We start from the raw sequence: 18,107 nt of genomic DNA, 5'->3' as shown, positions 1-18,107 counted from the left end.
GTGACAAAGACTCGGGCCGACATTCCTTCTAGAACTACCTTCGGTGGTTATGGGTCCCAGGTCGCGCTTCGCTTGCCCGGGACGACAAGAGTGGGCGATCGATGAATCTGCGGGTGTGGCAAAACCCCTGGCGCCTGATGCTGGCTGTCAATGCGGCGGTGCTGGTCGGCGTGTTCCTGCACAAGATCGCGCTGCCGCCCTTCGTTCCCTACATCCATCTGCTGGTCGACTATCATTACGGCTTCACCAAGCGCGCGCTGGTCGGGGCGATCGTGTCGCTGTTCACCGACAAGGTGCCCGTATGGCTGGTGTTCGCGCTGGCCGGCGCGATCTGGCTGGTGACGCTGGGGCTGTTCATCAAACTGTTCCGCCGCACATTCGGCTTCAACGACGCGCATTGGCCGTTGTTCGTCTTCATCGCGGGCTCGCCGTTCTTCCTGAAGAACTTCATGCACACGCTCGGCCATTTCGACATCTATGGCTGTGCGCTGACGATCGTGCTGCTGCTGATCCCGGCGCGCTCAGTGGCGTATGTGCTGATTGCCGCGCTGTTCTCGATCCTGCTGATCCTGGTCCATCACATCTTCGTCTTGATGTATGTGCCGACCATCACGGCGATCGTGGTGCTGCGCTTTTATCTGGTGCAGGGCGTGACGCCGCGGAACGCCGTCTTCGGCATCGCAGCGCTCGCAGGGATCGGCATCCTGTTCCTGGTCGCGCAATTCGCTGGCACGGTCGACGTGCCCTATGACGAATTCATCCGTCATCTGCAGAGCCGGATGGCCGATCCGTCACGCACCGACCTGCTTCAGTTCGGCTACATCTGGTACCAGCCGCTGTCGAAGGAGTTCGCCGACACCTGGGCGCGCATGCCCTCGAACATCCTGGGCGTTCCGGTGTTTGCGCTGCTGATCTGGCTGCACACGCCGCTGTGGCGCTATTTCGCGCGACTGATTGGCGCGCTCGCGAGTGAACTGCATCGCCGGATCGTGCTCGGAGCGCTCGTTGTGATCAGCGCCGGCTATTTCGTGATGTTCGTGACCGTGTTCGACTATTCGCGCTGGATCTCGAACTGGGCGGTCTGCATGTTCCTGATGCTGCATGCCACCAGGATGCTGCCGGCGTCGAAGGACGTGCCGGCGATCCCGTCGGACGACCGCAAGACGACGATATCAGGCTGGATCGTAACGCTGATCCCGCGCGTCGGGATCGTCCGCCCGTTTTAGCTTTAGGCTCGCGCGCGCCGGACACGCACGTAAAGCGCGCCCTCGCCGCCATGGCCGACATGCGCTTCCTCGAAGCCGACAACCAGCGAGCGGAATTCCGGCAGGCTGAGCCATTCCGGGACCTGGCGGCGCAGCACGCCGCGTTCGGAATCGAGACCACCGACCTTGCCCTTGCCGGTGATGACGAGCACGAAAGTGAGCCCGTCGCTGTGCGCGCGCTGCAGGAAGGTGAACAGCACGCGATGCGCGCGCAGCTGGGTCATGCCGTGCAGATCGAGCCGCGCATCGATCTCCTGCCGGCCGCGCGAGAGCTTTGCACGTTCGCGACGGCCGATCGGCGCCAGCGGCGGCGCGTGCGGGCGTTGCGCCGGCGCAGCCTTGACCGCTGTCGCCGGCTTGACCGGGATGGGTTTGGCAATCGCGTGATGGGTGGCCGGGTCAGAGGCGGCGGCGGGGGCCTTCGCGGCGACCGGCCGCTTGCGCAGTGGCTTGACCTGCTTTGCCACGCTCTCCCAGAGCGCGCGCTCCTCTTCGCTCAGCGCGCGCTTGCGCCGCGACGGCGCGGACAGATCGGGGATCGGCGCGGGTCGTTTCATTGATCGCGGTAATGGCGATAGCGCCGGAAGCGCCGCTTCTCCGGTTGCGGAATATCGGGCCGGGCGACCGGCAGCGGCACCGGTTCTGCCACAGGTGCGGCCTGCGCGACAGGGGTCGTCGCTGCCGGCGTTGCGGGCGCGACATCCTTCGCGGCCGGGTTCCTGGCGGCGCTATTGCCTGAGTCTTTCACCGCGCTTCTGGCGATGCCGGCGGTCGGCACATCCGCAGCCTTCGCCGCCGGCTTGTCCTTCGGCGGCTCGGTCTGCGGAAACAGCTTTGCGATCTTGGCCGAGGGCCGCTCATCCGGGAGAGGCAGCTTGTGGCCGCGCGCGACAGGGTCGAGACCCCTCGGCACCAGCATGACGAACTGCATGTTGTGCCGCAGGCGGCCCGAGACCTTTCCAGCTTCCGCGCCGGCGCCGAAATAAAGATCGGCGCGCGCCGGGCCGACGATCGCAGAGCCAGTGTCCTGCGCGATCATCAGCCGGTGGAACGGCGTCTTCGACTGCTCGGATTCGATCGGCAGCTCGCCGGCGATGAAGAACGGCGTGCCGTAGACATGCAGCGCCTTGTCGACCGCGATCGAGCGGCCCGGCGTCAGCGGCACGCCCTGCGCGCCGACGGCCTCGTCCTTGTCGGACAGCGGAACCTCGCGGAAGAAGACGAAGGAGCGGTTTTGCCGGCGCAGGTCCTTGGCGCCGTCGGGGTTCTGCTCCATCCACTCCCTGATCTTCTGCATCGACATCTGATCCTTCGGGATGATGCCGCGGTCGATCAGGACGCGTCCGACCGGCGTATAGGGATAACCATTATGCGCGTCGTAATTGATGCGCAGCGTGATGCCGTCCTCGAGCTTGATCCGCGCCGAGCCCTGGATCTGCGCGAACAGGAGATCGGTCTGGCTCTTCAGCCAGCAGATCTCGAGCCCGCGGCCGGCGATCGCGCCGTCCTCGATCTGGCCGCGGTCGTAATAGGGCACGAGCTTGCGGCGGCCGATCTTGCGATACACCGCGCCGCCATTGGGCAGCCCGACCGAATTCTGCGTCTTGCCGCGCACGAACAGGTTGGACGGACGGCGATAGACCGGCACGTTGTAGACGTCGGTCTGGGTCCGCGATCCATCGAGCACCGGCTCGTAGTAACCGGTGACGAAGCCGGCGTCCTCGCCGAGCCGCGAGATACGCAACGGCACGAAATTCTGCTCGAAGAAGTCCTTCGCCTTGACGCCGTCGCTCAGCGCGAGTCCCTTGGCGATCCGGCAGGGATCGCGCAGCGAGCTCCCGAGCGCTTTCGAATCTGCAGGCGCACCCTGCTGGGCCGCGATCGGCTTGCAGCTGGTGCGAAACGCCTTGTAGGCCGCGAGATGATCGTCGGCGCTCCAGCCGGCGACGTTGGACCAGGCGAGCGGCTCGTACTGGCTGCCGCTGACCTGCAGCGGCATTTCCAGATTGGGATAGGGGATCGGGTGGCTATGCTCGTGTCGCGGCGGAGGGTGCCGGCTTGATCTGTAGCGCGCGGCAATCGCTGCGGTGGAGCACAGCACCGCGAGCGCGCAGCACGCCACCGCGAGCCGCCCGTAGCTGAGATGCTTAGTGAGCGCTTCCAGTGCCAACCAGCTTCCAATTCGGATCGCGGGAAGTCGAGTCGCGGGCGAATGTCCAGATATCGGTGATGTCGGCGACCTTGTCCGGGCTGCCGTCGACGATGGTGCCGGCCTTATCGCGCGTGACCGAGATCATCTGCGACACGAAGCGGACGGTGAGCTGGGTCGAGCGGTCGCGCGTCTCCGCGCTGACGATCTCGGCCTTGTCGATCGAGACGAACCGCGTCTCGGTCTTCTGCTCGTGCTTCTCGCGATCCTTGATTGCGGCCTCGAAGCTTTCATAGACCTCGGTCGACAGCAGGTCGCGCAGCGCGCGGCGATCGCCATTGGCGAACGCCAGCACGATCATTTCATAGGCCGAGCGGGCACCTGAGAGGAAATGCCGCGGATCGAACGAGGAATCCTGGACGGCCACCGCGTCGAGACCCTGCGCCAGCGCCGTGCCGGGCTCGGCGATGCCCTTCCAGCGTTCCGTGGGCTCGACCGGCTCGGTGGGCGCCGCCGAGGCCGGCTGGTCGATCACCGATCCGGGGATCGGAACGACGTTGTTGTCCTGACCGCGCTGCACGACGTTGGGCGCGGCGCGATCATAAGGCGGCCGCTCGCTTCCCGTGCGCTGTCCGAGAACGCTGCGCAGGCGCAGGAAGATAAACACGGCCAGCGCCAGGAAGATGATGGTGTAAATATCCACGTCGAATTCGCTTTCTGGTCTCTGCCGGCAACGGGCCGGCCGTCAAAGCGTTCCCGGTCGGGAACAGCAGAGATCACATCACCGATAGAGTCCGAAGATGTAGGCACGAAACTATGCCCGGCCAATGGCGCTTTTTGGCACGGGTATTGTAGCGCGTTTTGACCCCCGGGGGAAACCGTTCCTTTTCAGGAAATCGCGCATCTTCAATAATTTAGGAAGCTGTTAAGAGATTGTGCAGGCTTGCGCGCGCTGCCCTTTGTCGGGAGAATTCGCCGCCGGCCCGCCCTTTCGTCGTCCTTGTGGACCGAGCCGGGCCTATGATAGCCACTCGCCCGGCATCGGCATTCTCAACACCTTAACGCGTGCCGTCGGACATTCTGTCCATCGAGCGCTGCTCCAGGAGACATTTTCATGACCAATGGCAACGGCGCCCCCGTCGAACAACCCGCTCCCCAGCTCAACGTACTGGCGCAGTACACCAAGGACCTGTCGTTCGAGAACCCGAATGCGCCGGCTTCGCTCGGCCAGCAGCAACAGCAGCCGGCGATCAACATCCAGATCAACGTCTCCGCCAACAACCTGTCGGAGAACGAGTACGAGGTGATCCTCTCGATCGAGGGCAAGGCCGAGACCGCAGGCAAGGTGATGTTCAGCTTCGACCTCGCCTATGCCGGCGTCTTCCGGATCGTGAATGTGCCGAAGGAGAACCTGCACCCGCTGGTCATGATCGAGTGCCCGCGGCTGCTGTTCCCGTTCGCACGCGAGATCGTCGCGACCGCGGTCCGCGACGGCGGCTTCCCGCCCTTGTTGCTCGACCCCGTCGATTTCCTCGGTCTCTACCGCCAGAACATGGAGCGGCAGGCGGCCGCCCAGGCCGCTCCCGGCGTCAAGCCGAGCTGAGTTCTAAACTCGAAAAAATGTAACACGCGCGGAAGTGTGATCCGTCATCCTGAGGAGCCCGCGCTTGCGGGCGTCTCGAAGGATCGACGGCCCGACTGCGGCCGCGCATCCTTCGAGGCTCGCTCCGCTCGCGCCTCAGGATGACGGGGATAGAGCGCAATAGGGGCTCAAGCCGCCGGTGCTGCAGCAGGCGCTGGCGGCGGCAGGTAATCGTTCCAGATCGGCTTGTCGCCGAGCGTGGCAATGAAGGCCCTGTGGGCCTCTCGATCGGCGTCACTGACCCGCGCGAGTAGCGGGGTTTCGCGCTGCCGCCGCGGCGTATCACCACTATGGCCGCCCGCGCGCGCATCCGACGTTTCCGATGCCAGGATCAGCTGCGACTGCCGCGCGCCGATCAGATCGATATAGACCTCGGCCAGCAGCTCGGCGTCGAGCAAGGCGCCGTGCTTGGTGCGGCGGGAATTGTCGATCTGATAGCGCGAACAGAGATCGTCGAGCCGGTTCGACACGCCGGGATGCTTGCGCCGTGCCAGCAACAGCGTATCGACCAGCTGGTCCTTCGGGATCGCCTTCCGCTTGATGCGGTCGAGCTCGGCGTTGATGAAGCTGATGTCGAACGACGCGTTGTGGATCACCAGCGGCGTATCGCCGATGAAGGCCAGGAACTCGTCGACCACTTCAGTGAACAGCGGCTTGGAGGCCAGGAACTCGGTCGACAGCCCATGCACGGCGAACGCCTCCGCCGGCATGTCGCGCTCGGGATTGATGTAGACGTGGTAGGTCTGTCCCGTCGGCATGCGGTTGAAAATCTCGACGCAGCCGATCTCAACCAGCCGGTCGCCGCGCAGCGGATCGAGGCCAGTGGTTTCGGTATCGAGAACGATTTCGCGCATGACGTGAATGAATCCGAAAAGGCGGGCGAATCAGGCGCGCCGCTTCGGCATCTTAACAACCTCGGCCAGAATGTCGCGGATACGCGCCCGCACCGGATCTAGGCCGTGCGAGGTATCCACTATGAAATCCGCGCGTTTGCGCTTCTCGGCGTCCGGCATCTGCTTGGCGATGATGGCGTCGAGCTTGGCCGCATCCATCGTGCCGCGGGCCAGCACCCGCTCGCGCTGCAGTTCCGGCGAGGTGGTGACGACAACGACGGCATCGACACGCTTCTCGCCGCCGGTTTCGAACAATAGCGGCACGTCGACAACGACGATCGGGTTACCGGCGGCTTCCGCATCGGCGAAGAATTTCTGGCGCGACGCGCCGAGCATCGGATGCACGATCTGCTCGAGCTGCTTCATCGCAGCAGGATCGTGTACCACGCGCGCTGACAGTTTCGCGCGATCGACCTTGCCGCCGGCGGTGGTGCCGGGAAAGGCGGCCTCGATCGCCGGCGCGGCTTCGCCTTCGTAGAGCTGATGCACGGCCGCATCGGCGTCATAGACCGGCACGCCGGCCTCCATGAACAGTTTGGCCGTGGTGGATTTCCCCATCCCGATCGAGCCGGTCAGTCCAACTATTAACATCGGTTCAGCATCTCTCCCGTCGCCACGCCTCACACCGCGAGCAGTTTCTCAGCACGCAGGAACGCAAGCAGCGACAATAGCGGCAGGCCGAGGATGGTGAAATGGTCACCTTCGATCCGCTCGAACAGATGCACGCCGAGGCCCTCGAGCTGGTAGGCGCCGACGCTGGTCATCACCGCCTCCCCGGCATGGTCGAGATAGCTCTCGATCTCGTCGGCGGCGAGCCGCCGCATCGTCATGCGGGCCACACCCACATCGCTGAACAGGACCTTTCCATCGCGTGCGACCGAGACGGCGGAATGCAGCTCATGGGTCCGTCCGGCGAGCAGGCCGAGCTGCTCGGCCGCCTGCGTGCGGCCGGCGGGCTTGCTGAACATCCGTTGCCCCAGCGCCAGCGTCTGGTCGGCGCCGACGACATATTGACCGGGCCTCTGCCTGGAGACGAACAACGCCTTCTCGCGCGCCAGGAGCGATGCGATCTCGCCCGGGGCCGAAAGGCCGGAATTCTTCTGCACCGCGCGTTCATCGATGTCGGCCGGCAGCGCCTCGAAATCGAGGCCGGCATTTTCAAGCAGCATCTTTCGCGCGCGGCTCTGCGACGCGAGGATCAGCTTCTGTGGGCCGCGCCAGATGCTCATGACGTGGGAATCATTCCGACGGCCGCGCGCGCTGGCGGTCGTTGAAGAGTTTCATCACCGCGGCCGCGGTCTCCTCGATCGAACGCCGTGTGACGTCGAGCAGCGCCCAGTTGAATTTCGCGCTGAGGCGCCGGGCAAAGGCGACCTCGTCGGCTACCGACTGCTTGTCGATGTAGGTGTCATTGTCGCGGTCGCCCATCGTGAGCAGGCGGTTCTGCCGGACCTGGATCAGGCGCTCGGGCGTCGCATGCAGGCTGACCACCAGCGGCTTCTTCAGGGTCTCGAGCTGGTGCGGCAGCGGGATGCCCGGCACCAGCGGCACATTCGCCGTTCGGATGCCGCGGTTGGCGAGATAGATCGAGGTCGGTGTCTTCGAGGTGCGCGATACCCCGACCAGCACGACATCGGCCTCCTCGAGGCCTTCGACATGCTGACCATCGTCATGCATCATCGTGTAGTTCAGCGCATCGATGCGGCGGAAATATTCCGCGTTCAGCACGTGCTGCGCGCCGACGCGCCCGGTCGTCGCGGCACCCAGATACGCCTCGAACAACTGCATCACCGGCCCGATGATCGACAGGCTCGGAACGTTGATCTCCTTGCACTTGCCCTCGAGCCGGCCGACCAGATCCTTCTCCAGCAGCGTGAACAGGACGATGCCGGGCGATTCCTCGATCTCGTCGAGCACGCGATCGAGCTGCTTCTGGCTGCGCACCAGGGGGTAGACATGCTCGACCGCGGTCACATTGGCGTATTGCGCGGCGACCGCGCGCGCCACGGTGATTAACGTCTCGCCGGTCGAGTCCGACACCAGATGCAAATGGAAGTAGTTGGAGGTCGTCGGCACCAGAGCCCCTGTCTATCCTGTGAATCCCTGTGGAGGTCGAGGAGAAGAATCCGGGTCCATGGCCAGGCCCCTGTATATCTCGCCCCCTTCTTCACAGCACGTCGCAAAAGGATAAGTCGACGTCATGGCGGAGATGATAGTGAAGCAGTGTGGATTTGTCTCTTCATAAGCTGGCCATAGAGGCGCACAACCAATTGAGTCCTGCGACAGATTCCGGATATCCGCCGCCGCCGACCGGAATGTTGAGGGATGTGAACAAGCGCGCAGCAACCGCTGGACCGGATTGCATGAGTCAAATTCACTGCCATTAAGACTCAAACCTTAGATTCTAAAATTAATTAGGTTTAGGAGAGCCGTGTGTGCGGATATGTATCCGTCCCTCGCCGGCGAAGCCTTGCGCGCAGCGCTGAGCCCTCCCGAACTGTTCCCCGAAAGGCATCACTGCGATGTTCGACTGGATCAACGCCCTGCCGATCTATGCCTGGGTCAAGGCCCTGCACATCGTCGCCGTGATCTCGTGGATGGCCGGCATGCTCTATCTGCCGCGGCTGTTCGTCTATCATTGCGAGGCCGAGGTCGGCTCCAGGCAGTCCGAGACCTTCAAGATCATGGAGCGGCGGCTTTTGAAGGGGATCATCAACCCCGCGATGATAGTGACCTGGCTGGCCGGGCTTTTCCTGGTCTGGGCCGGACACTGGTACCTATCCGGCTGGTTTCACGTCAAATTTGCGCTGGTGCTCGCCATGTCGGGTATCCACGGCTTTTTGTCCCGCTGCGTGAAGGATTTCGCCGCCGACCGGAATCAACGAACCCAGAAATTCTATCGTATTATCAATGAGGTGCCGACGGTTCTGATGATCCTGATCGTGATCATGGTGGTGGTGAAGCCGTTCTAGACATCACGATGGTCAAGACGCATGCTTCAGTCCTTCTTGCGAAGGACGAATCGATTTTCTATATAGGATTTATCCCACCCCACGCAGGCGGATGTGGTCGCGTTCCGGTTCTTTTCGGACCGGCGCCGCATCAGGTTTGAAAGCCCAAACGGCACTTTCCTGGCTGAGACCTGCGGACCTTCCTTTGGCGTCCGCTTTTTCCAGAGCCACCTCGCACCCCTTCCCTACCTACTTCCTCACAGGACGACCCCAATGCGGGAAATCAAACTCCAGGACCTCAAATCGAAAACGCCGGCCGAGCTCGTCTCGTTCGCGGAAGAGAATGGGGTCGAGAATGCCAGCACCATGCGCAAGCAGGAGCTGATGTTCGCAATTCTCAAGCAGCTCGCGATCGCCGAGACCGACATTATCGGTGAGGGCGTTGTCGAGGTGCTGTCCGACGGCTTCGGCTTCCTTCGTTCGCCCGACGCGAACTACCTGCCCGGTCCCGACGACATCTACGTTTCGCCGTCGCAGATCCGCCGTTTCGGCCTGCGCACCGGCGACACGATCGAAGGCCATATTCGCAGCCCGAAGGAAGGCGAACGCTATTTCGCGCTGCTGAAAGTCAACACGCTCAATTTCGAAGATCCGGAAAAGTCGAAGCACAAGGTCAATTTCGACAACCTCACGCCGCTGTTTCCCAATCAGCGTTTCCGCATGGAGCTCGAGGATTCCACCAAGAAGGACCTTTCCGCCCGCGTGATCGATATCGTCGCGCCGATCGGCAAGGGCCAGCGCGCGCTGATCGTGGCGCCGCCGCGCACCGGCAAAACGGTGCTGATGCAGAACATCGCGCACTCCATCACCGCCAATCATCCCGACTGCTATCTGATCGTGCTTCTGATCGACGAGCGTCCGGAAGAAGTCACGGACATGCAGCGCTCGGTGAAGGGCGAGGTGGTGTCGTCGACCTTCGACGAGCCTGCGGTGCGTCACGTCCAGGTCGCCGAGATGGTGATCGAGAAGGCCAAGCGCCTCGTCGAGCACGGCCGCGACGTCGTGATCCTGCTCGATTCGATCACGCGCCTCGGCCGCGCCTACAACACCGTCGTGCCGTCATCCGGCAAGGTGCTGACCGGCGGTGTCGACGCCAACGCGCTGCAGCGGCCGAAGCGCTTCTTCGGTGCCGCGCGCAACATCGAGGAGGGCGGTTCGCTGACCATCATCGCGACCGCGCTGGTCGATACCGGCAGCCGCATGGACGAAGTCATCTTCGAAGAGTTCAAGGGCACCGGTAACTCCGAACTGATCCTCGACCGCAAGGTTTCGGACAAGCGGACCTTCCCGGCGATCGATATTGCCCGTTCCGGCACCCGCAAGGAGGAGCTGATCACTGATCCGCAGGTGCTGAAGAAGATGTACGTCCTGCGCCGCATCCTCAATCCGATGGGCACCATGGACGCCATCGACTTCCTGCTCGACAAGCTCCGCAATACGAAGAGTAACTCGGAATTCTTCGATTCCATGAACACCTGAGGCCACGGCCGAAAAGAACAGGCGCTCCGCACAAACGGGGCGCCTTTTTTCATGCTGCTGATTTGCTGCAGCGAAGTGCAGCATAAAGGGAGCGGCTCCCCCCACTAACTTTTCATTTAACTATCTGAATTTATTTATATTTATATCGTAGCTTTGTGAGCTAGCTGACGACACCCGCAGCAAAATTGCTGCGCGGCTGCTTGCAGTGAAACCAGACGATGCTGCGCTGCAACATTCTGAGGAAGGCGTGCGAAATCGAAGCGGCATTGCCTTTGCCGATTTGCTGGAAGAAATAGGCGATGCATCCACGCGACCAGACTATTTTCGCGTTATCCTCGGGGCGGCCGCCGAGTGCGATCGCCATCGTCAGGTTGTCTGGCCCAATGGCCGAGTCGGTCATTGCAGGACTGGCGGGCAAGACGCCGGTGCCGCGGCTGGCGACCCGCGCGCTGCTCCGCGATTCGAACCATCAACCGATCGATGACGCGGTCGTGCTGTGGTTTCCAGGCCCGGCCAGTGCCACCGGCGAAGACGTCGCCGAATTTCATGTCCATGGCGGACGCGCGGTGTTGGCGGCGATGTTCGATGCGATCGCGGCATTCGACAATGTGCGGCCGGCCGAGCCGGGCGAGTTCACCCGGCGGGCCTTCGAGAACGGCAAGCTCGACCTGACCGAGGCCGAGGGCCTCGACGACCTGATCCACGCCGACACTGACCGTCAAAGGCGCCAGGCGCTGCGCCAGCTGAAGGGGTTGCTCGGCGACCGCGCGCGGGACTGGCGCGAGCGGATCATCGCGGCGTCGGCGCTGATCGAGGCCGGCATCGATTTCTCAGACGAAGGCGATGTGCCGGCCGAGCTGATCGGGTCGGCGCTCGAGAAAATCCGCGCGCTGCATGATGAGATCAAGCAAGTCCTTGCAGGGCAGGGGCTTGGCGAGCGGTTGCGCGACGGCCTGGTGGTCGCGATCGCCGGTCCGCCGAATGTCGGCAAATCAACCCTGATCAATCAGCTCGCCAAGCGCGAGGTCGCGATCGTCTCGCCGCATGCCGGCACGACCCGCGATGTGATCGAGGTGCAGCTCGACCTCGACGGCTATCCGGTGACGGTCATCGACACCGCCGGCATTCGCGAGACCGACGACCCGGTGGAGCAGGAGGGCGTCCGCCGCGCCCGCGCCCGCGCCGCGGAGGCGGACCTGGTGCTGTGGCTGGCCGACAGCGGCGATGCAAAGGCGGGACATGGCGGAGCGACGCCGACCTGGCTGGTGCGAAACAAGATCGACCTCGTCAGGACCATGACGGGCGAGGGCGGCAGTTACCCCGAATTCAGGATCTCGGCTGCTCGTGGCGATGGGTTGTCAGAGCTGATCGCCGCGCTGGTCGGGTTCGCTCAGGACTATTTTGGAACCAGCGAAGGCGGCTTGATCAGTCGGACGCGGCAGCGCGGATTGTTGCAGGAGACGGTCGAATCCCTTCAGCGCGGCATCGACGTGGTCGGGCAGGGCGAAGAACTGGCGGCAGAGGAACTCCGGCGGGCCGCTTTCTCACTCGGTCGTCTGCTCGGCCGGGTGGATGTTGAAGACATCCTAGATGTCATCTTCCGCGAGTTCTGCGTCGGGAAGTAGCGGGCGCCCATCTTGTTTCACGTGAAACATGGTTTCGATCTGGTTAAGGAACCCTCATCCTGTTTCACGTGAAACAATTGCCAATCATACAGCCGCACTGTTTCACGTGAAACGGTCCCATCCGTCATTGCGGGCGAAGCGAAGCAGTCCATATTTGCCTTTGCCTCGGGCTTCGGTCTCAGAGCGGCGATCCCAACTTCGTTCTTCCGGCTTTCATGACTCCACGATAGAAGTCCCGGCATGACTTCCAGGGCAGACTCATTTGACGTCATCGTCATCGGCGGCGGCCATGCCGGCTGCGAGGCCGCGAGCGCTTCTGCCCGGATGGGCGCAAAGACCGCCTTGGTGACCCATCGTTTCGCGACGATCGGCGCGATGTCGTGCAATCCCGCCATCGGCGGGCTCGGCAAGGGCCATCTGGTCCGCGAAGTCGATGCACTCGACGGTTTGATGGGCCGGGTTGCCGATGCCGGTGGCATCCAGTTTCGCATGCTCAATCGTCGAAAGGGTCCGGCGGTTCGGGGCCCCCGGGCCCAGGCCGACCGCAAGCTCTATGCGGCCGCGATGCAGGCCGCGATCGCCGAGACCGCGAACCTCAGCGTCATCGAAGGCGAAGCGGATGGACTGATCGTCGTCGACGGTCGCGTGACCGGCATTCGTCTGGGCGATGGCTGCCGGCTATCGGCGGGGGCGGTTGTCATCACGACCGGGACCTTCCTGCGCGGTCTGATCCATCTCGGCGAGAAGAACTGGCCGGCGGGCCGGGTCGGCGAGGCGCCGGCCATGGGCCTGTCGGCTTCCTTTGAACGGGCAGGGTTTGTGCTCGGCCGGCTCAAGACCGGAACGCCGCCGCGCCTCGACGGCACCACGATCGACTGGTCCGCGGTCGAAATGCAGCCCGGAGACGAGCCTCCGGAGCCGTTTTCGGTCATGACTGACCGGATTACGACCCCGCAGATCCAGTGCGGCATCACCCGGACCACGCCGGCGACCCACGAGGTGATCCGGGCCAATGTGCATCGCTCGCCGATGTATTCCGGCCAGATCAAGAGCTCCGGACCGCGCTATTGCCCCTCGATCGAGGACAAGATCGTCCGCTTCGGCGACCGCGACGGTCATCAGATCTTCCTGGAGCCGGAAGGGCTCGACGACACCACGGTCTATCCGAACGGCATCTCGACCTCGCTGCCGGAAGAGGTCCAGCTTGCGATCCTCGCCAGCATCCCGGGCCTCGAGCGGGTCAAGATGGTCCGGCCGGGCTATGCGATCGAATACGACCACGTCGACCCGCGCGAGCTCGATCCGACCCTGCAGACCAAGCGTCTGCGCGGGCTTTTCCTGGCCGGCCAGATCAATGGCACCACGGGCTATGAGGAGGCCGCGGGGCAGGGTGTTGTCGCCGGACTCAATGCCGCGCTCGCTGCCGGCAGTGCAGATCCGATCGTGTTCGACCGCGCCGACGGCTATCTCGGCGTGATGATCGACGATCTCGTGACCCGCGGGATCACCGAGCCGTATCGCATGTTCACTTCGCGCGCCGAATATCGGCTGACGCTGCGTGCTGACAATGCCGACCAGCGCCTGACCGACAAGGGCATTGCGCTCGGATGCGTCGGAACGGCGCGCGCCGAGCGCCATCGGACCAAGATGGCGGCGCTGGAGGCGGCCAAGCGGCTGGCGAAATCGCTCGCGATTACGCCGAATGAGGCCGCCAAGCACGGGCTCGCGCTCAATCGCGACGGCCACCGCCGGTCGGCCTTCGAGTTGCTGGCTTACCCCGAGATCGAGTGGCCCGCGGTCCGGGCCATCTGGCCGGAGCTGTCGGCCATTGACCCTGCGATCGCGGTGCATCTCGAGATCGATGCCAAATACGATGTCTATCTGAAGCGCCAGACCGCCGATGTCGATGCCTTCCGGCGTGACGAGGGTCTGGTTCTGACCGACGTCGACTATGCCGATGTTCCCGGTCTTTCGAACGAAGCGCGCGTCAAGCTGCAGAAGGCGCAGCCGCGGACGGTCGGGCAGGCGGGCCGGATCGACGGCATGACGCCGGCGGCATTGGGTATCCTGGCGGCCTATCTGCGGCGCGAGGCGCGACGGAAGACTGCGAAGGCCTCTGCCTGACGTTTCACGTGAAACGGCGGCGGCCCTCGTCATTGCGAGGAGCGGAAGCGACGAAGCAATCCATCGCTTCCTCACGCGGCACTACGGATTGCTTCGCTTCGCTCGCAACGACGAGCTCGACCGGCATTCCAGAGAATGGCTTCAATTTCGCAATCCGCCGAACTCAGTGTCTCCGTCAAGGACAAGGCCGCGGCGCTCGCGCTGACGCCTGTTTCACGTGAAACAGAGGCACGGCTCGACCGCTACGTCGCCCTCCTCCTGGCGTGGCAGGCCAAGACCAATCTCGTCGCGCCATCGACGCTGCCGACCCTCTGGACCCGCCACGTCTCCGATTCGCTGCAGCTCCTGAGTCTGGCGCCGACGGCGAAGTCGTGGGTCGATCTCGGTAGCGGCGGCGGCTTCCCCGGCGTCGTGCTGGCCTGCGCACTGGCCGAAACTCCGGGCGCGTCGATTCATTTGGTTGAGCGAATCGCCAAGAAGGCGGCATTCTTGCGCGAGGCGATACGGGTGACGGGCTCGCCGGGGACGGTGCACCTGGCTGATATCGGGGATACTGTGGATAGAATCCCGGGGCCCATCGATTGCGTCACCGCGCGGGCGCTGGCTCCGTTACATCAACTCATCGGCTTTGCGGAGCCGTGGGTCAAAAAGGGCGCCAAGGCGCTGTTTTTGAAGGGTCAAGATGTAGAGGCTGAATTGACCGAGGCCACTAAATATTGGATTATTGAGCCAAAGCTACACTCCAGCCGGACCGGCGGACAGGGCTGGATCGTCGAACTCGGGTCAATCGAGCGGCGCTAGGGGACTCCGCGAGAGCAAATGGTATTTTGGTATGACTGTGATGGACGAGGTTTATCAAGAGGATAAGGCGTCCCAGCCGCCTGGCCATCCGCGCATCCTGTCGCTCGCCAACCAGAAGGGCGGCGTCGGCAAGACCACCACAGCGATCAATCTTGGGACCGCACTCGCTGCGATTGGCGAGCGCGTCCTGATCGTCGATCTCGATCCGCAGGGCAACGCCTCGACCGGCCTCGGCATCGATCGCCGCAACCGCAGCTGCTCGACCTACGACGTCCTGATCGGCGAAGCGCCGCTGCGCGATGCCGTGGTCGCGACCGCGGTGCCGCGGCTGCACATCGCGGCTTCCACCATGGACCTCTCCGGCCTCGAGCTCGAGCTCGGCACCACGCCGGGCCGCGCGTTCCGGCTGCGCGATGCGATCGCAGGATTGAACAACAATGTCTCGCCGGAAGCCGACTACACCTACGTGCTGATCGACTGCCCGCCCTCGCTCAATTTGCTCACGGTGAATGCGATGGCGGCGTCGGACGCGATCCTGGTGCCGCTGCAATGCGAGTTCTTTGCGCTCGAAGGTCTGTCGCAATTGCTGCAGACCGTGGAGCAGGTGCGCTCGACGCTCAATCCGAACCTGTCGATCCACGGCATCGTGCTGACCATGTTCGACTCGCGCAACAACCTCTCCAACCAGGTCGTTGCCGACGTGCGCCAGTTCATGGGCGACAAGGTCTACGACACCATGATCCCGCGCAACGTGCGTATCTCCGAGGCGCCGTCCTACGGCAAGCCGGTTCTGGTCTACGACCTCAAATGTGCCGGCAGCGATGCGTATCTCAAGCTCGCCACCGAAGTGATCCAGCGCGAGCGCGAGCTGCGCACGCATTGATGTTGCGTAGGATGGGTAGAGCGAAGCGAAACCCATCACTCTCATTGCGAGCCGCGATGGGTTTCGCTTCGCTCTACCCATCCTACGTTTCTTTTGAAATTCAAGTCTGGAGTACTGCGTGTGAATCCAAGGGAGCTCGCAACAATGGCCGATGAAGCGCGTTCGCGACTGGGGCGCGGGCTGGCAAGCCTGATCGGAGATGTCGGCGGCGAGGCGGCCGCGCATGTCGAGCGGCCGCGCACCCAGCGCAAGGTGCCGATCGAATTCCTCAAGGCCAACCCGCGTAACCCGCGGCGCACCTTCGCCGACACCGAGCTCGGCGAGCTTGCCGATTCGATCAGGCAGCGCGGCGTGATCCAGCCGATCGTGGTGCGTGCGATCAAGGGCGCGCAGGACCGCTACGAGATCATCGCCGGCGAGCGCCGCTGGCGCGCCTCGCAACTCGCCGGCCTGCACGAAGTGCCGATCGTGCCGGTCGAGGTCTCTGATTCCGACGCGCTCGAGATCATGATCATCGAGAACGTCCAGCGCGAAGACCTCAATGCGATGGAAGAGGCGCAGGGCTATCACGCGCTCGCCGACGAGTTCAAACGCAGCCAGGAAGACATCGCCAAGATCGTCGGCAAGAGCCGCAGCCATGTCGCCAACATGATGCGGCTGACCAAGCTGCCCGTCGAGGTGCAGGCGCTGATCTCGAAAGGCGATCTCTCCGCCGGCCACGCCCGCGCGCTGATCGGCGTGCCGGATCCGCTCGCTGCAGCGAAGCGCATCGTCGCCGAGGGTCTCAACGTTCGCCAGGCCGAGGCGCTGGCGCATGAGGAGGGCGTGCCGGAGCGCAAGCCGCAGAAGGCGCGCAGTGGCAGCGCGGCCAAGGTCGACAAGGATGCCGACACGCTGGCGCTCGAGAAACGCGTCAGCGATGCGCTCGGCCTTGCCGTTACCGTCAGCCATCGCGATCCCGGCGGCACCGTCCAGATCAGCTACCGCAACCTCGAGCAGCTCGACGAAGTGGTGCGGCGGCTGGAGGGCGGCTAGCGGTTTCGTCATTCCGGGCGCGCGTCAGCGCGAACCCGGAATCTCTTTTTCCACATCTCTGGATTCCGGGTTCATGCTTCGCATGCCCCGGAATGACTTCTTCAATTTACCCCCGCCGCTTCGCATTCGCCGCGATCGAGAGCAGCGCGCGCTGCGCGATGACGGCGGCGAGCGAGGCCTGCTTGCGCATGTCGAGTGCCGCGGTGGCGAGCTGATCGATCACGTTCACCAGCCGCGGCGGCGTGAAATTGCGCAGCGCGATCTCGACCGCGGGTTTGCGCGAGAAGTGCAGCCGCGGGAATCCGCCTTCGAGCACGGCTGACGCCGGCGTGCCGTCCGCGATCGCGAGCGCTGATTTGTGCAGCCATGCCGCCTGGCGCTGCGCGGCCGAGATGATCACGCCGGGATAGGTGCCGGCGACCATTGCCTTGGTGAACTCGCTTTCGACCAGCGCGGCGTTGCCGGCGAAGGCGCCGTCGACGATCGGGTCGAGCTTCAGCTCGGAGGCGTCGGACACCACGGTCATGACGTCCTCGAGCGTGATCTCGCCCTTGCCGTGCGCGAACAGCGCCAGCTTGCGCAGCTCGTTGCGCGAAGCCATGCGGTCGCCGCCGAGCAGCGACATCAGTACCGCGCGCGCATCCTGTGCGAGCCGCAGATTCGATGCGCGCAGCTCGTCCTCGATCAGCTTGGTGAGATCGCGCTCGGTGTCGGGATAACAGCCGATCGCCACCGCATTCTTGGCGCGCTCGCAGATCTTGCGCAGCGGCGATTCCGGCCTGAGCTCGCCGGCCTCGATCACGATGCGGCAATCCCTGAGCGCCGTGGTCTCGGTCAGCGTCTCGACGCCACTCGAGAAGTTGCGCGAGCCGGCGCGGACGCGGATGGCGCGGCGGCCGCCGAACAGCGGCACCGTCATGGCCTCGTCGACCAGCCGCGACGGCTCGGCGGCGAGCTCGTCGCCATCGAGCCGCACCAGCGAGAATGGATCGTTGGGATCGTCGACCGCGGAGGCCATCAGCGCGTCGGCACGCTCGCGCACCAGCCCGAGGTCCGGGCCGTACAGCAGGATGATCGGACGGCCGGCGTCAGGCCGGGCGAGGAAGCTGTCGATCTCTTTTCCGCGAAGCGCGACCATCTCGCCTTAAACTGTCATTCCGGGGCGCCTCGTCAGAGGCGAACCCGGAATCTCGATCCATC

Annotated in this window: 18 protein-coding genes; 9 read left to right on the top strand and 9 right to left on the bottom strand. The window is 63.9% G+C overall.

Annotated features, from left to right (window positions below; genetic code table 11):
* Nucleotides 1–101 precede the first annotated feature (101 nt).
* Nucleotides 102–1,226 (top strand): hypothetical protein, encoded by a 1,125-nt coding sequence (locus ACVMB1_RS33850; RefSeq protein ID WP_076833686.1) that lies wholly within the window; start codon nucleotides 102–104, stop codon nucleotides 1,224–1,226.
* A 2-nt stretch (nucleotides 1,227–1,228) separates the two neighbouring features.
* Here ACVMB1_RS33850 and ACVMB1_RS33845 read toward each other — a convergent pair whose 3' ends face one another.
* From ACVMB1_RS33845 to ACVMB1_RS33835, 3 genes are read right to left on the bottom strand one after another with little or no spacing between them, the layout of a single operon-like run.
* A complete protein-coding gene (locus tag ACVMB1_RS33845; protein WP_076833684.1) occupies nucleotides 1,229–1,822 on the bottom strand; it encodes a Smr/MutS family protein in 594 nt (197 codons plus the stop codon).
* Nucleotides 1,819–3,435, bottom strand: coding sequence for a murein transglycosylase A (gene mltA / locus ACVMB1_RS33840; protein WP_233285960.1), 1,617 nt, complete (start codon nucleotides 3,433–3,435; stop codon nucleotides 1,819–1,821). The genes ACVMB1_RS33845 and mltA overlap by 4 nt, the downstream gene beginning before the upstream one ends.
* The gene (locus tag ACVMB1_RS33835; RefSeq protein WP_076833679.1) at nucleotides 3,413–4,117 is read right to left on the bottom strand and encodes a Tim44/TimA family putative adaptor protein; all 705 of its coding nucleotides are present in this window, start codon (nucleotides 4,115–4,117) and stop codon (nucleotides 3,413–3,415) included. Before ACVMB1_RS33835 ends, mltA begins: the two co-directional genes overlap by 23 nt.
* 411 nt (nucleotides 4,118–4,528) lie before the next feature.
* On the opposite strand from ACVMB1_RS33835, the gene secB reads away from it, so the two are divergent.
* Nucleotides 4,529–5,017: a protein-export chaperone SecB gene (gene secB / locus ACVMB1_RS33830; protein WP_069279084.1), complete on the top strand. Its 489-nt coding sequence runs from the start codon at nucleotides 4,529–4,531 to the stop codon at nucleotides 5,015–5,017.
* A gap of 167 nt (nucleotides 5,018–5,184) precedes the next feature.
* Here the strand turns inward: secB and dnaQ are convergent, their stop codons facing one another.
* From dnaQ to ACVMB1_RS33810, 4 genes are read right to left on the bottom strand one after another with little or no spacing between them, the layout of a single operon-like run.
* On the bottom strand, nucleotides 5,185–5,910 hold the full coding sequence (gene dnaQ, locus ACVMB1_RS33825) for a DNA polymerase III subunit epsilon (protein ID WP_050383510.1): 726 nt from the start codon (nucleotides 5,908–5,910) through the stop codon (nucleotides 5,185–5,187).
* A 30-nt stretch (nucleotides 5,911–5,940) separates the two neighbouring features.
* Nucleotides 5,941–6,540 carry a dephospho-CoA kinase gene (gene coaE, locus ACVMB1_RS33820; protein WP_057020333.1) on the bottom strand — a complete coding sequence of 200 codons (600 nt, stop codon included), beginning with the start codon at nucleotides 6,538–6,540 and terminating at the stop codon, nucleotides 5,941–5,943.
* Between the two features lie 29 nt (nucleotides 6,541–6,569).
* Complete coding sequence (locus tag ACVMB1_RS33815; protein ID WP_057020332.1) at nucleotides 6,570–7,178, bottom strand: Maf family protein; 609 nt, start codon at nucleotides 7,176–7,178, stop codon at nucleotides 6,570–6,572.
* Between the two features lie 10 nt (nucleotides 7,179–7,188).
* The gene (locus tag ACVMB1_RS33810) at nucleotides 7,189–8,025 is read right to left on the bottom strand and encodes a pyruvate, water dikinase regulatory protein (RefSeq protein ID WP_016841463.1); all 837 of its coding nucleotides are present in this window, start codon (nucleotides 8,023–8,025) and stop codon (nucleotides 7,189–7,191) included.
* 473 nt (nucleotides 8,026–8,498) lie between these two features.
* Between ACVMB1_RS33810 and hemJ the strand changes: the two genes are divergently transcribed.
* Nucleotides 8,499–8,921, top strand: coding sequence for a protoporphyrinogen oxidase HemJ (gene hemJ, locus ACVMB1_RS33805; RefSeq protein WP_057020433.1), 423 nt, complete (start codon nucleotides 8,499–8,501; stop codon nucleotides 8,919–8,921).
* A 252-nt stretch (nucleotides 8,922–9,173) separates the two neighbouring features.
* On the top strand, nucleotides 9,174–10,439 hold the full coding sequence (rho, locus tag ACVMB1_RS33800) for a transcription termination factor Rho (protein ID WP_021078151.1): 1,266 nt from the start codon (nucleotides 9,174–9,176) through the stop codon (nucleotides 10,437–10,439).
* A gap of 160 nt (nucleotides 10,440–10,599) precedes the next feature.
* Here rho and ACVMB1_RS33795 read toward each other — a convergent pair whose 3' ends face one another.
* Nucleotides 10,600–10,839, bottom strand: coding sequence for a hypothetical protein (locus ACVMB1_RS33795; protein ID WP_244558985.1), 240 nt, complete (start codon nucleotides 10,837–10,839; stop codon nucleotides 10,600–10,602).
* Between ACVMB1_RS33795 and mnmE the strand changes: the two genes are divergently transcribed.
* The 5 genes from mnmE (at nucleotide 10,739) to ACVMB1_RS33770 (ending at nucleotide 16,907) form a co-directional block, all read left to right on the top strand.
* Nucleotides 10,739–12,064, top strand: a complete 1,326-nt coding sequence (mnmE, locus tag ACVMB1_RS33790; protein WP_076833677.1) for a tRNA uridine-5-carboxymethylaminomethyl(34) synthesis GTPase MnmE — start codon at nucleotides 10,739–10,741, stop codon at nucleotides 12,062–12,064. The genes ACVMB1_RS33795 and mnmE overlap by 101 nt on opposite strands.
* Before the next feature lie 240 nt (nucleotides 12,065–12,304).
* The gene (gene mnmG, locus ACVMB1_RS33785) at nucleotides 12,305–14,188 is read left to right on the top strand and encodes a tRNA uridine-5-carboxymethylaminomethyl(34) synthesis enzyme MnmG (protein ID WP_076833675.1); all 1,884 of its coding nucleotides are present in this window, start codon (nucleotides 12,305–12,307) and stop codon (nucleotides 14,186–14,188) included.
* 135 nt (nucleotides 14,189–14,323) lie between these two features.
* On the top strand, nucleotides 14,324–14,989 hold the full coding sequence (gene rsmG, locus ACVMB1_RS33780; RefSeq protein ID WP_194295419.1) for a 16S rRNA (guanine(527)-N(7))-methyltransferase RsmG: 666 nt from the start codon (nucleotides 14,324–14,326) through the stop codon (nucleotides 14,987–14,989).
* Between the two features lie 31 nt (nucleotides 14,990–15,020).
* Nucleotides 15,021–15,872, top strand: a complete 852-nt coding sequence (locus tag ACVMB1_RS33775) for a ParA family protein (RefSeq protein WP_028335813.1) — start codon at nucleotides 15,021–15,023, stop codon at nucleotides 15,870–15,872.
* Nucleotides 15,873–16,016: 144 nt separating this feature from the next.
* Nucleotides 16,017–16,907, top strand: coding sequence for a ParB/RepB/Spo0J family partition protein (locus ACVMB1_RS33770; protein ID WP_076833674.1), 891 nt, complete (start codon nucleotides 16,017–16,019; stop codon nucleotides 16,905–16,907).
* Between the two features lie 106 nt (nucleotides 16,908–17,013).
* Here ACVMB1_RS33770 and holA read toward each other — a convergent pair whose 3' ends face one another.
* Nucleotides 17,014–18,045, bottom strand: coding sequence for a DNA polymerase III subunit delta (gene holA / locus ACVMB1_RS33765; RefSeq protein WP_057020328.1), 1,032 nt, complete (start codon nucleotides 18,043–18,045; stop codon nucleotides 17,014–17,016).
* Nucleotides 18,046–18,107 lie beyond the last annotated feature (62 nt).

It is taken from the genome of Bradyrhizobium sp. USDA 4504 (assembly GCF_054063995.1).
The sequence above is the reverse complement of the archived record's forward strand: the minus strand, read 5'-3'. Positions and strand labels throughout refer to the sequence as shown.